Genomic DNA, 13,000 nt, shown 5'->3' with positions numbered 1-13,000 from the left:
GCCGCCCGTGGGGTTGCGTTCGGAAGCGGCATGCGCGGAACGAAACAGCGGCAAGATGTCCGCGCCGGCGCCACTAAAAGAAGGTAACTGAGCCTTACTTTATGCACCGTGTCTCAACGTGGGATATCGATACCGTCTCAACCGCCGCGTATCCCATGGTCGTTGTCTCATCTTTCGGCGCGGGCGGCAACATTTGCCGCGGACACCGAAACTTGAGACAAAATCGGACATCTGACGGATTGTTGAGACGGGCGTCATGTGACAAGTCGTAGATCCGGTTCGCGGCCGGTGCGACCTCGCGTGTGGATCCGCATGCGCTGTAACCCCTGGCCGCACCTGGTGGGCGTTGTACAACACGCACCGGCGGGCCGCTCAACAGGTCGCAGCACGGCCCGCCGGTGTGATCGCGAGCTAACTTTCGTTGTGCATCCGGCGTGCCTGACGGAGGCGTCGTCGAGAGAGCCCGCGATCGCGAGATCTGCCGATGGGACCAAGCTGAAATGGGTCCTGGATAGGGTGCTCTCGCAGGATCAGCGAGCAGGACGGGTAACAAGGACTGTTTGATGGCAGCGGGCCGACTGCTGAAATGAGTCAGGCGTAGTCGGCATACGCGCGCCCGACAGTGTGCGGTGATCGAACTCCGTGGTGTCGGTTCAAGTGCGGCCTGCGCCTAGCTCTACGAATGACCTGGTTCCGGTATCCACACGTCAGGTGGTGTACGGGGTCGAGGACGGCTTCGGTATCGGAGAACCTGCCGCGCAGGGATGACTGAACGCCGTCCATTGGCGGTTCTGAAGGAGATTCCGGTGAAACAGGAACCCGCCGAACAGACCTCGACCGTCCAGCCGAGGCTGCGTAGGAAGCCCGGCCGCTCACGACTGGGAGGAGTGCAATAGCGATCACGTCATCCGTTCACCGCCGGCGCCGGCGCCGTTGCCAACTTGCGGCAGCCGGGGCGTCTGGCAGCGGTCGACGAGCCGTCAGCGCCCTTCGGCAGAGAACGAGGCGTTGGGGTGTGTCATCGCCCGTACCCGATCCGTTTCCGGTCGGCGGCCGGAGCGCATTGATCGGCGATCGCAAAGAGTTCAGACCACTGCTCGGGGGAGAGATCCCGCGCGCCGACCCCATATCAGGGTGGCGTTCGCGTGGGCCCATCGCGCGAATAGGCTAACGATGTCGGCGGCGAGCGATTGGCCGAAAAGCGTTCGCGCGCAGTACCGTCGTGGATGTGCTGAACTTGGGGAACAGTATTCGGAAGTCGCAGTCCCGCACTGGTCGGGGTGCTCGCTTCGGTGTCGTCGCGATCGGTGTGACGGTCGGATTCGCTTCCGTCGCAGTACCGTCGGCTGCCGCCGACCCGGTCGGCGGGGAGCTGGCCTGGGGCCCGTGCCCCGTCGAGTACGCGCTCGATCCGGACACCGACCAGTGTGGAACCGTGACGGTGCCGCGCGACTATGCGAATCCGACGGCCGGATCGATCGATGTCCTCGTCACCCGTCACCGCGCCGAGGATCCGGTCGCCCGGCGGGGCGTGCTGTTCACCAACCCCGGTGGGCCCGGCGGCGACGCGATCGCGTCCAACAGCATGTTCGCGCAGGCGCTTCCCGAACAGATCCGCCGGCAGTGGGACTTCATCGGTGTGCAGCCGCGGGGTCTCGCGCATGCTGGGGCGGTCGAATGCGCCGTCACCCCGGAGCTTTTCGCCGCGATGAACGTCGGCTTCGCGGGTGGGGCGGCGCGGCTGGCGTGCGACGGCGCGACGCCCGGCGCCACCGCGCACATCACGACGGAGAACACCGCCCGTGACTGGGAACAGGTGCGGATTGCGCTCGGTGTCGGTGTGATCGACGTCTACGGCCTGTCGTACGGCACGATCCTCGCCTCGACATATGCCACCCTGTTCCCGCAGCACACGGGACGCATGGTGCTCGACTCGGCGGTCGATCGCGACTGGATGTGGAACGACGTCCTGTGGCACCAGAACGACGGGTACAAGACGCGCTTCTACGACCTCATGGACTGGATCGCGGCCAACGACGCGACCTACGGCCTCGGCGACACCCCGCTGAAGGTGTACCAGCGCTGGTCCGACCGCATCGTCGAGGAAGCGGGCGGCAATCCCACCCTGGCGCCCCCGCCGGCCAGGATCGGGGACGTCCCACCCGGCCTGGAAGGCGTCGCCGCCGCGTACCGGGCCGGTGTGGACCTGACTGGCCCTGCCCGGGTGCAGTTCGAGGCGTTCCTGCGACGACTCGGCGATTCGGCCCACACCCAGGCCGCGTCGAGCACCTATGCCCTCACACGCCAAGTGCTGCCCGCCCGGAACACTTGGCCGATGGTCGCCCGCGTCATCCGGGACGGCACAGGGGCGCTTCCCGAGGGTGTGTCCGGCGACTTCACTGCCGACCAACTCGACTCGATTGTCCGGACCCAGATGATGCAGGCGGTCGTGCTCTGCAACGAGAACGCGGTCGCGCCACGCCCGGAGCGGCTCCCGGGCTGGCTCTTCTCGACGTTCGTCACCGGCGATCTGTTCGACGCCATCGGCTACGGCTACAGCGCGGGGCCGGGGTGCGCAGGGGCGCCGCCGGTGACCGCGCTACCGGAGATCGGCAACCATGGTTTGGCCACGGCGCCCCTAGTGCTGCAGGGATTGCGGGACCCGCAGACGCCCTACGACGGCGGAGCCCAACATGCCCGCGACATGGACGCGCACCTGGTCACCGTGGAAGGCGGGGACCACGGCGCCGCCATCCAGGGCGGCAACACCACGGTCGATACGGCAATCACGGACTACCTGCTGACCGGGACCACCGCGGTCACCCGGGCGCCGGAGGCACCGATAACCACGCCGCTGTAGCGCGGCGGCGGTCCCGCCACCACAGCCTGTGGCGGGACCGAGCTGCCTGGGAGGTTCTCGCGCGCCGCTGTGACTCCGGCGTCATGCCTTCTTCCTATCGCAGCGAGCTGGGGCCACCAGTCAATCCAGCGGCGCGATTCGCCAATCCTCGCTGCAAGTCGTCACCACCGCGCAACTCGCGTCCCACGGGCCGCGCACCTACTTTGACGGACTTCGGCGACTCGCCCGAGATCCGTCAAAGTAGCGGGGCGTGTCCCGCTAGTCTGCGCTGCATCTCGATAACGATTATTGCCCTGGTGGACCGATCAAATCGAGTCGGCGCTATTTGCCGACTCGACGAACCGTGACCAGAACGGCACTCGCACGACGATAGGTGAGAGCGCTTTTCGTCCCTGGCCGAATGGCAGTTCGTTGGTCAAATACTCGACGAGGTTGGCCCCGTAGTAGATGATGTCGGTTTGCCACGCGGAAAACACCGGCGATCCCGCCGGGGAGGGCGCTGCGGGGGTGAACCGGTGCCCGAAGATAGGGACGAGGCGAGGCCACATCGCTAGTTCTCGGTGCACGGTCGTGGCTACATCCTCAGGTGCGCAGGGTAACTCGCCCCAGGATGCAGGCCAGAAGGGTGGATTTTGGTTCAGTGCGTCGAAGATGAACCCTTCGGCCACGCTGTCCAGCCAGGTCCTTAACTCGAGGTCGCTACCATTGCGCCAATCCGGCCAGCGGTCGCCCAGCGGTAGGGCTGTCGCGAGGAGACTGTGGTGGTCCGGGTTGAATCGGAATCCGAAGCGTTCGTCGATCGAGTCGAATTCGGCGTCGGTCAAGCCGGGACTAAGTTCGATCCCTGCATCGTCCAGCAGTGTCGCCGCGTCGTGCCCGGGTTGTCCCACTCGAAGATTATCGCAGAGCATTGGCCGGACAAGTGCGGAGTTCTTCCTCGATCGAATTTTCTTTGCAGGAAGCCGTCGACTCCCGTACTCACTCCGGCAGTCAGGTATTCGGTCTTGTCTGCGAGGTCTGCGGAAGGAACGACGCATCGCGTAGGAGACACCGGAAGCACACCGCAGCGACTTGCATGCAGGACTGTTAGGCGGGACCCCGGGCGGGCCGTTCGTCCAGCTGTCGAGATGCAGCGAAGATTGACGGGACGCGCCCGCTACTTTGTCGGATCTCGGGAGGGTCGGCGAAGCCCGTCAAGATAGGTGTACCGCCGGATCGAAAGGTGGCGAATCTGCTACGCCATGACCCCACAACAGGCTCGTTCACGGACCGCACAGCAATGGATCCCACTCCTGGTCGATTGCATCGCGTCGACACGGCGAGAGACGATGCGCCTGTGAGTATCTCCGACAAGAAGGCTGCCGACCTCAATGCACGCGCGGACGATGGCGAACAGAACGTAGAAAGTGCATCTCGTCCAATCCCGTACGTGCCCAATCACTTTCGGACATCGATCTTCGCCATGTGTGACCACCGCTGAGAAGGCTGTGTTTAGTCGGGGGGCGATGGGCAGACCCTGCGGTCATACGTCAACGGGGCATCCGGGTACTTCGAGCACTCCCTGGACGCCTACGGACGCGCCGGCAAGCCGTGCCCGCGTTGCGGCACGCCGATGGTGCGCGAGACCTTCATGAACCGCGGTTCGCACTGCTGCCCGAGGTGCCAGCGACGGCGCTGACGCTCGTGTTCAGTGCCGGGACTCAAGCCCTCGTAAGTGCTGTCCCGTTTGACGAACGAGCTACAGGACTTCCGCCAGCAATAAGGAGCCGTTCTCTTCAGTGTTCGTGTTCTGTGTGATTCGCTGAGGTTCGATGCTTCCGCGGATACCTTCGGCTGCATGAGTGTTGAGTCAAACTGGGCCCGGATCGTCCGATGGTGCGAGCAGCATGCCCCGACGACCACAACGAGGTTGCTTCCGCCGGCCGACCCGCAGGCCGTGCTCGCGGCCGAAGCGGCAACGGGCCAGACCTGGCCTGGGGAACTACACGAGTGGTTCGCGCTGCATAACGGCGGTCATCCAAACCCCCCAAGCCCTTGGGTCCTTCCCGCCAACCAGCCGATCTCCGTTGCTTGGGCTGTCGAGCTCCACGACGAGATGGTTCGGTCATCGCAGGACAACACCGACGATCTCGGTGGCACCGACGTGCTGATGGCGGAACCGGCGGGAACTAGGGTCGAGACCTACCTGCCTGCCTTCATCCCAATTGGAGAGGACGGCGCCGGGGATTACCTCGCGGTCGACACCCGTGGCGGCGACCGCAGCGGCTGCGTCATCGTGTTCTACAAGGACGGGGGTGCAGCCTTCCAGTGGGACTCGATCGAAGCCATGCTCGACTGCACTGCTTCGGCGCTTGAACAAGGAACGGACTGTGCGGGGTGGGTGCCAGTCGTTGAGGACGGCGAGATCCGCTGGGACTATCCCTGATAGCGACGTCATGACGCTGTCTTCTCCGGGGCGCGTTGGATTGAGCGCTATACCGCACTCCTACTGGAAGCCCGTTCGATCGGCTCGGTCGACTCGCCGCGAGAGTCAAGATCCGGTGTCCTGTTTGACGATCGTCAAACAGGACACTCGTTGGAATGGTTCGCATCCGACGATTCTCGGACTTGCGGTGTGGAGAATTAACCGATGAACATCGTCCAGTTCCTCGAGGCAAGGCTCGCCGAAGATGAGCGCGCGGCGATCACCGAGTTGAACGGGGGAAGTCAGTCGGCGCGCGCGTTACGGGAGGTCTCGTTCAAGCGGGGGCTGGTCGACCGCGTGTATCGAGAATCGAACTGGGATCTTCGCCCGGGCGCTGACGAGGAGAACCACGGGGGCAAGCCACTTCTAGTGCAACTTGCGGCCACGTACGCGGATCATCCGGACTTCGACCCCCGGTGGGCCGACTAGGCGAACCGTGCTAGTTCTGGCTTGCCCTGGTCAGACCGAGCGTTTCCCGCTATGCGGGTCGATGCAGCGGATTCGCCGGCCACTCCAGCGATTCGAGCTGCGCACGACGCCCGCCGTGAGGCGCCTCTGAACGGCCTCGGCGCTGGGGCGGACGCGGTCCCCCGTCGTCTCAGGCCACCACAAACCGGGTCATCACCCGATTCGGGTCGAAGCTGCCGGTGCTGAACGCCTCGGTGGTCACGGTCAGGCCGGCGGGGCCGGAGCCGATCGGGATGCTGATCTGCTGATTCCAGTTCCCGCGGGGAGTGGCGAGGCCACTGGATTCATTGGTCAGGTTCGCCAGCATCGTGCCGCCCTGATGGGTGGCGGTGTTCCAGAAGTTCACGTAGGCCGTGATCGCGCAGGGGCTGGTGAAAAACGGCGTCCAGGACAGCGTGACCAGCGCGATTCCCGGCCGATCGTGTGGCGTCTGCACGGTGCCGGTGATCTGACCGCTGCACGGGATCGAGTTGCCTCGGCCGAGGGTGTGTGCCGTCGGCAGGGGTGTCCACTCCTGGTGGTGGGCGGAGGCAGTGGGGGCCGACAAGACAAGTGCTGAGGCCGCTAGGGTCGCCGGAATCAGTGCTCTGCGAAGCCGTCTCATCACTCGGCGGCTGCTGTCGGAGCCACGACGGTGCCCAATCCGATGGCCAGTACACCAGATATGACGAACATTGAACGCTTCATGCAGATCTACCCCCGTGAAAGTAATGGACGGTCTGTTTGTCTGATTCGGTGTAGCTGGCGTTACAGGCTCAGGTCACGCCACTGCACCGGAGGGTGTCGGTCACGATGATCGTGACCGACACCCTCCTGCGATGTACGACCGGGCCCCGGTCCTCACACTCGTCGAGATGGAGGACCTTCGGCTGCGCGAGGTCGCGCGATGGTGCGCGAGCAAGGCGTACGAGTTCGGGACATCGCCGACCTGCCCCGGGTTGCACCCGCATTGGCGGCCCTGCACGCGGGCGGGCCACTGCCGTTGCCGTTCGACGACCCTGCCTCGGCATCCAAGAACCTCGGCGCCGATCGCCGCAAGGAAGCGACGGCCGCGAATGCACCGGTAACCCCGCGCCGGCCGACACGACCATCACCTAGATCGACTGCGCCGCCCCAGCCACCGACTAGTCGCGTGAGATCAGTGTCCCGTAAGACGATCGACAAACAGGACCCCAGGCATCCGCCTCAAGGGTGGGTCAGTACGTCGTTCCCATCGCGGTGCGAACTTCGTCGAGTGTTCGCTCCGCGATCTCGACGGCGCGTTGGTTTCCGTCCCGAAGGACGCTGCGGATGTGCCCTGGTTCTTGGGCCAGGGCCGTTCTGCGTTGGCGGTGTGGAGCGAGGAACTCGTTGACGGCGGCGGTGGTGAGCTTCTTGAGTGCGCCGGCGCCGGCGTCACCGATCTCGTCGGCGAGTTCGTGTTCGTCTCGGTCGGAACACAGTGCGGCGGTGGTCAACAACGCGGAGACACCCGGTCGACCGATGGGATCGAAGGTGATGCGTCGTTCGGAGTCTGTCGGGGCGCGCCGAATCGCGGCCGCCGTCTCGTCGGAGGTCATCGACAGCGTGACCGCGTTGCCGTAGCTCTTGGACATCTTTCTGCCGTCGAGGCCGGGGACTTCTGGCGTGGACGTGAGCAGTGCTTGCGGTTCCGGGAAGACGTGGTCGTAGCGGTCGTTGAAGCGCCGGGCGATCACCCGTGTCATCTCGACGTGCGGCAGGTTGTCCTTGCCCACGGGCACGAGATTCCCCTTGCAGAACAGGATGTCCGCCGCCTGGTGAACCGGGTACGTGAGTAACAGGCCACTCAGTGCCCGACCGGACGCTGCGTGCTCGGCCTTGACGGTCGGGTTGCGGTGCAGCTCGGCCTCGGTGACCAGGCTCAGGAACGGCAGGAGCAATTGGTTCAGCGCCGGCACCGCGGAGTGGGTGAAGATCGTCGCCCGCTCCGGGTCGATGCCGGCGGCGAGGTAGTCCAGCACAGCGTTGTGCACGTTCTCTTGGACCTGGCCGATGGCGTCGCGGTCGGTGATGACCTGGTAGTCAGCGAGGATGGTGAAGGTGTCGACGCCGAGGTTGTGCAGGCGGACCCGTTCGGCGATGGTCCCGAAGTAGTGCCCCAGATGCAGTGGGCCGGTGGGTCGTTCGCCGGTGAGGATCCGGTATCGATGCGGGTGTTCTGCGACGTCGGCGCGCAGCTGCTCGCTGCGTTCGACGGTGGTGGCGAGGGAAGTCACGTACGGCTCCTGGATGGTCAGGGACTGTACGAACCTCGTTCAAGTCGGATGACGTCGCGGGCTGCGTACAGCCCGTGGATATGGTTAGACGGGCTGCTGGAGCAGCCACCGCCATGCCTGTCGGATCTCGATCATCAGTCGACCATAGCAACCGTCTCATTTACCTTTCCCTAAACAGGACAGCTGCCGGAGCTTGATGACTGAGTCTGGCGTGGCGGCTTTCCGGGCCGGACTACTCCCGGCGGAGAATGCTCGCAGCGGGAGAACATCGCCCGCCGCGTCGATCTCGGCCTGGCGGGGCGGAAAGGTTCGTCACCGACACAAATCGATGTTGCGACACATTGATCGTAGGGTAAGCACCGTGGGGCTACACAACGAGACGCGCACGTCCGACTCGCCGTGGATATCGTCGGTATGGACCAGTCGCAGCGAAGACGTCAACGAAATGACGGCAGTCGCGTGCGAGACGTGGGGACTGGTGTTCTGGGAGCAAGACGGGGTGCGTTCCGCGGCTGTCGTCGGCCCCGAAACCCGATCCAGCACCGCTCCGGTTCCCGAGAACGCCCAGTTCACTGGCATCCAGCTCGCCGTCGGCTCCTCTCTGCGGATGACGCCGACTTCGACGTTGGTCGATTCCGGCATTGACCTACCCGACACCACCTCTCGACGGTTCTGGCTCGACGGCAGTCGATGGGAGATCCCCCACCCCGACGACGCTGAAACGTTCATCGGCCACCTCGTACGAAACGGGACACTCACGAGAGACCCACTGGTGTCGGCTTATCTAGCCGGCAATCCCTCGTTCGCCACCAACCGCACCCTCGAGCGGCGGTTCCGCGCCGCAACCGGCCTCACCCGCGGTGGCGTCGAGCAGATCCAACGTGCCCAACGCGCTGGCGAACTGCTCGTGGCCGGTCGGCCGGTCGCCGACGTGGTCGCGTCGTTGGGCTACTACGACGAACCACACCTCGCCCGCGCTCTGCGTCGTTTCGTGGGCCGCACAGCCGGTCAACTCAGGGGCGGCATCGGCGGTGCGATCGCGCTGGGCGGATCAGTGGACGACGTCGTAGACGACCTTGACCACACCGTTCGAATAGGCAGCTGAATCACGTAGTTCGAGCCGCTGCTCAGGCCGACTCATGTGCCCGAACAAGTTCTTGCCAGCGCCGAGCACCACCGGAAACACCAGCAGGTTGTAGCGATCGATCAAACCTGCGTCGGCCAGCCCGCGCGCTAGTTCGCCGCTGCCGTGAATGAAAATTGCGCCGCCGTCGGTTTCCTTCAGGCCAGCCACATCCTCGACCGAACGCAGGATGGTTGTGTCCCCCCACCCCTCGACGAGTGCTGTGTCGCCCAGCGTCGTCGACACCACGTACTTGGGCAGGTCCTTGTAGCTCACGTGATCCTCGGACTCCACCCAGAGCGGGGCGAACGCCTCATAGCTGCGCCGACCGAACAGCAGCGCCGTCGTCTCCTCCAGTTCCTCACCCTTCAGAGAGAAGGCCTCAGGCACGAAATTCGTACGGGCGACCCACCCACCGCTCGGGTGCCCCTCCGCCTCGCCGCCCGGGGAGTCCACCACACCGTCAACCGACATGAAACCCGTCCATACCAACTCGCGCGTCATCACATTCCCCAACTCTCAGAAAGAAACAGGCCTTCTCGGCCCGCGAGGACCCGTTGTCCTCGGCTGATTTCACAGTAGAGAGCGATGACGACCGGAGTCTTGGACGAAAACGACATCGACGACGCTCCCCCGGACCGCGGGGCACTGATGTCTGGCGAGCTGAACGAGGACGATGGCATCGTGCGGGGCCGCTCCAGAGCGCAGCCCAACTGAGCTTGGTCCAGTTGAACAACGGAAAAGACAAGGCGTTGCCGACACGCAGTACCCCCTTCTCCTCGGGCGGGCGGGCGGGCAGGCAGGCACGTCGCGATAGCGCCTCAATCCCGACGCGAGGTGGCCTGTTCGACGATCGGCGAGCAACACGGATCAACTCGGAATGAGAGCGTTCAGGGCAGAGATTTCACTCGCATGACAGGAGCGAAGCATGAATGCTGACGAACACAACGAGCCGTCAGGCGCACGGCGCCCGACGGCAAACGATGGGCCGTTTACCCTAACGGTCGACGGGGAGGTCTTCGCTGCGAAACTGCGCCCGGAGGAACCAGGCGCCTGTGACTATGACTGGGTATCCGGACCGAACAAAGGGTACGGATTCTCAAGCTTTCAATGGGTGGCCTACCCCAGCATTCAAGATCGAGCAGGCAGCCCGTCCGCACTTGAGCCGATAACGGTTGACGAACATCGCGAGTCAATCCGCGACTTCCTCAGCCAGATCAACCCTGAGACTGGGTATCTCGGCGGCTAGCTGGGACCTTCGCCCTGTTCCATGGTCGCCTCGCCGATCTAGCCGTTGCTCTGTCCTGTTTGACGACCAGTGAGCGGGACGGATTCAGGTCCGCACCGCATCGCCGGTTCTACCTGGATCAGGACAGTGGTCAGCTGCTGAAGTCGAGATTGACTGGTTCGGTGATTGTGGGGCCGGTCGTCGGTACATCGGTTCCGACCTTCTCAAACGTCAAGCCTGAAATATCGACTGCTCCCGCACCTGATAGCAGTACACCGAAGGCGATGCCGCGGGCCTGCGGGACAACATCCAACACGATCTCCACGCTCATCCACCCGGTAGAGCCGCGCACCGCACGGTCCTGCATGTTGTCGAATGCCTCGACCCCGGCGGGCCCGTCGATGCGCAGCCACAGTGCCGCCCACCCTCCAACATCACCGCCGCGGAGGGAGCCGGCGAACCTGATCCGACACCCGACGTACTCGTCGGCGGCGATGTTCTGCATCGCGGTACCGAAACCCTGTGGCGAATCAGCGGTGCACCGCAGTCGAGCAATGGCTTTGCCACCGACAGATTCGGTCGTCTTGTCGAACGAGTAATCGGCGGGGTGGCTACCCGCAATGGTCCAGCCGTTCATCCTTGTGCTCCTGTCTCGTGTGGGGTGGGGCAAAACGGTCGCAAGCGTCGCGCGTGCTCGATGCAGGGTGCTTTTCACCGTGCTCACCGAGATCCCTAGGCGGGCAGCGATATCAGCGACGCTCAGATCGCTGTAGTAGTGCAAGACGAGTACCTGTGCCTGTCGCGGCGGAAGCGCCTTGACCGCCTCCGCTACCTCGTCCAACCGCGAGAATCGATCCGCGTCGACGACCGGCGACTGCGCATACAGCGCGGCACGCCGCAGCGCAGCCTCTTCCCTTCTGCGGCGACGCAGCTCGTCCAGGCCCGCATTGTGTGCGACGGTCGTGATCCACGGCGCCAACGAACCGATGGGACTTCCACGCTCGGTGCTCAGCCAGGCTCGGACCAACGCCTCCTGAACCGCGTCCTCGCCATCTGCCCAACCACCAAGCCGAACCTGCAGCCGGTGCGCCGCCCCAGCGAACTGTCCCGATACCCACGACTCCAGATCTTCGACACCCATACAACCCTCCCTTCAACCGTCCTCATTCATGTAGACGTTCGAGAGCATGTGAAAGGTTGCTTCACTCGCCTGTCCTGTTTGACGATCGTCAACCAGGACGGCCGATCGCGTCCTGAGAGCAGATCCGGTGCTGGTGTCGACTTGCGGCGAAGATTTAGCGAAACGCGACGCTAGTTTAACTAGCGCGGTTCGACGCGATCCTGAGCTCTACCTGCGATGTCTACGGTCAACTGGCGTCCGATGTCGGGCGAGGAGTACTGCCGGATCCCTGCAGTGTCCGGACACGAACGCGTCGTGTTCCTGGTGTGGGACTGACGGTCGCCGCCTTCACTCCATCTGGCTCCAGGGGTGTGGCTCCCGCAACCCGACCATAATCGAGTCATGAGTGTCCCCGCGCCTGAATCCCCCTCGTTCGAGCATGTCGACTTCGAGGCACTCGATTCGTTCCGTTTCCCGGACGGCGGCGGGTACCCCCAGAGCTACCGCGAGTTTGTTCGCTCCTGCGGCTGGGCCCGCACGTTCGGCCTGTGGCTCATCTACCCGCCCGTGCAACCCGGTTTCGCAGACGGGCGGGCCCGTGCAGCGAACCTCACCGAGCACTTCCACACGGTGTTCCGCGACGGCGAAGAGGAGGAATTCGACTGGATGATCGAGCCCGACGGTAGCTGGGACCTCGCCGAGCGACTCGAAGTCTTCGGCTGGAGCGAGAACGGCGACCTTCTCCTCTGGGACGTCGCAAGCCGCAATGCCGACGAGGAGTTTCCGGTGTGGGAATCGCGCGGCATGAACACCCTCCACCTGCTCGGCTCGAGCCTTGACGAGGCGCTACTCAAGCTGCGCGAGCGCTCCGAGGCCCAGGTCATTGAGCCGCTGAGACCTGCCCGTCTCTGACCCACAGCTCATCCGGATCCGCTCGAGGTTGAGATCCGCCGGGACGCCACCGCGACCCGAGGCGCTCCGGCGTCAAGCAGCAGCGCCTGCAAGCCACGGACACGTTCACGTCGCGCTACACGCCGATCGCTCGCTCACTCCGCGTTGACGTAGACCTGAGCCACAGAGCCAGAAGCGACTGCGCTCACGCGCCAAGTCTCGACATCCTTCCCGGCATTGAACACGAGCGTCAGCGCCGTCGCTGGCACCTCGGGCAGCAGTGCGAACCGCGGTTCATGAAGGTCTCGCGCACCATCGGCGTGCCGCAACGCGGGCACGGCTTGCCGGCGCGTCCGTAGGCGTCCAGGGAGTGCTCGAAGTACCCGGATGCCCCGTTGACGTATGACCGCAGGGTCTGCCCATCGCCCCCCGACTAAACACAGCCTTCTCAGCGGTGGTCACACATGGCGAAGGTCGATGTCCGAAAGCGACTCGGGCACGTACGGGATCGGACGAGATGCACTTTCTACGTTCTGTTCGCCATCGTCCGCGAGTGCATCGCGGTCGGCAGTCTTCTTGTCGGAGATACTCACAGGCGCATCGTCTCTC

The 13,000-nt window shown here is 64.4% G+C and carries 13 protein-coding genes and 2 pseudogenes; 8 read left to right on the top strand and 7 right to left on the bottom strand.

Translation table 11 applies throughout. The features are described 5' to 3' along the window. The first annotated feature begins 1,309 nt into the window (after positions 1-1,309). Complete coding sequence (locus tag ABIC28_RS06995) at positions 1,310-2,860, top strand: alpha/beta fold hydrolase (protein ID WP_307861305.1); 1,551 nt, start codon at positions 1,310-1,312, stop codon at positions 2,858-2,860. 305 nt (positions 2,861-3,165) lie between these two features. Here ABIC28_RS06995 and ABIC28_RS06990 read toward each other — a convergent pair whose 3' ends face one another. Continuing rightward, entirely contained in the window at positions 3,166-3,684 is a 519-nt protein-coding gene (locus tag ABIC28_RS06990; protein ID WP_245221104.1) for a hypothetical protein, read from the bottom strand. 704 nt (positions 3,685-4,388) lie between these two features. Here ABIC28_RS06990 and ABIC28_RS06985 point away from each other — a divergent pair. The 3 genes and pseudogenes from ABIC28_RS06985 to ABIC28_RS06975 all read left to right on the top strand — a co-directional run. Next, positions 4,389-4,538: pseudogene (locus ABIC28_RS06985) on the top strand (zinc finger domain-containing protein); the annotation flags it as partial. 159 nt (positions 4,539-4,697) lie between these two features. After that, on the top strand, positions 4,698-5,285 hold the full coding sequence (locus ABIC28_RS06980) for an SMI1/KNR4 family protein (RefSeq protein ID WP_269588812.1): 588 nt from the start codon (positions 4,698-4,700) through the stop codon (positions 5,283-5,285). Positions 5,286-5,489: 204 nt separating this feature from the next. After that, positions 5,490-5,753, top strand: a complete 264-nt coding sequence (locus ABIC28_RS06975) for a DUF6221 family protein (protein ID WP_097210866.1) — start codon at positions 5,490-5,492, stop codon at positions 5,751-5,753. Positions 5,754-5,922: 169 nt separating this feature from the next. Here the strand turns inward: ABIC28_RS06975 and ABIC28_RS06970 are convergent, their stop codons facing one another. Both ABIC28_RS06970 and trpS read right to left on the bottom strand, forming a co-directional pair. Next, positions 5,923-6,339 carry a hypothetical protein gene (locus tag ABIC28_RS06970; protein WP_097210867.1) on the bottom strand — a complete coding sequence of 139 codons (417 nt, stop codon included), beginning with the start codon at positions 6,337-6,339 and terminating at the stop codon, positions 5,923-5,925. A 649-nt stretch (positions 6,340-6,988) separates the two neighbouring features. Further along, positions 6,989-8,029 (bottom strand): tryptophan--tRNA ligase, encoded by a 1,041-nt coding sequence (trpS, locus tag ABIC28_RS06965; protein WP_097210868.1) that lies wholly within the window; start codon positions 8,027-8,029, stop codon positions 6,989-6,991. Between the two features lie 361 nt (positions 8,030-8,390). Here trpS and ABIC28_RS06960 point away from each other — a divergent pair, with 361 nt between their 5' ends. Then, a complete protein-coding gene (locus ABIC28_RS06960) occupies positions 8,391-9,134 on the top strand; it encodes a helix-turn-helix domain-containing protein (protein WP_257017208.1) in 744 nt (247 codons plus the stop codon). On the opposite strand, the gene ABIC28_RS06955 is transcribed toward ABIC28_RS06960, so the two are convergent. Beyond that, entirely contained in the window at positions 9,081-9,656 is a 576-nt protein-coding gene (locus ABIC28_RS06955; protein ID WP_097210870.1) for a dihydrofolate reductase family protein, read from the bottom strand. The genes ABIC28_RS06960 and ABIC28_RS06955 overlap by 54 nt on opposite strands. Before the next feature lie 84 nt (positions 9,657-9,740). On the opposite strand from ABIC28_RS06955, the gene ABIC28_RS06950 reads away from it, so the two are divergent. Then, complete coding sequence (locus ABIC28_RS06950) at positions 9,741-9,869, top strand: hypothetical protein (RefSeq protein WP_269588810.1); 129 nt, start codon at positions 9,741-9,743, stop codon at positions 9,867-9,869. 211 nt (positions 9,870-10,080) lie between these two features. Beyond that, the gene (locus ABIC28_RS06945) at positions 10,081-10,401 is read left to right on the top strand and encodes a hypothetical protein (protein WP_354578140.1); all 321 of its coding nucleotides are present in this window, start codon (positions 10,081-10,083) and stop codon (positions 10,399-10,401) included. Between the two features lie 130 nt (positions 10,402-10,531). Here ABIC28_RS06945 and ABIC28_RS06940 read toward each other — a convergent pair whose 3' ends face one another. Then, positions 10,532-11,521 (bottom strand): RNA polymerase sigma factor, encoded by a 990-nt coding sequence (locus tag ABIC28_RS06940; RefSeq protein ID WP_209928081.1) that lies wholly within the window; start codon positions 11,519-11,521, stop codon positions 10,532-10,534. 381 nt (positions 11,522-11,902) lie between these two features. Here ABIC28_RS06940 and ABIC28_RS06935 point away from each other — a divergent pair, with 381 nt between their 5' ends. Then, positions 11,903-12,412, top strand: coding sequence for a hypothetical protein (locus tag ABIC28_RS06935; protein WP_097210873.1), 510 nt, complete (start codon positions 11,903-11,905; stop codon positions 12,410-12,412). Positions 12,413-12,641: 229 nt separating this feature from the next. On the opposite strand, the pseudogene ABIC28_RS06930 reads toward ABIC28_RS06935, so the two are convergent. Together ABIC28_RS06930 and ABIC28_RS06925 are read right to left on the bottom strand one after the other, a co-directional pair. Continuing rightward, a pseudogene (locus ABIC28_RS06930) lies at positions 12,642-12,791 on the bottom strand (zinc finger domain-containing protein); the annotation flags it as partial. Positions 12,792-12,849: 58 nt separating this feature from the next. After that, on the bottom strand, positions 12,850-12,984 hold the full coding sequence (locus ABIC28_RS06925; protein ID WP_280923549.1) for a hypothetical protein: 135 nt from the start codon (positions 12,982-12,984) through the stop codon (positions 12,850-12,852). Between the last annotated feature and the right edge of the window lie 16 nt (positions 12,985-13,000).

It is taken from the genome of Rhodococcus sp. PvR044, from assembly GCF_040548995.1.
Lineage (GTDB): Bacteria > Actinomycetota > Actinomycetes > Mycobacteriales > Mycobacteriaceae > Rhodococcus_G > Rhodococcus_G oryzae.
The sequence above is the reverse complement of the archived record's forward strand: the minus strand, read 5'-3'. Positions and strand labels throughout refer to the sequence as shown.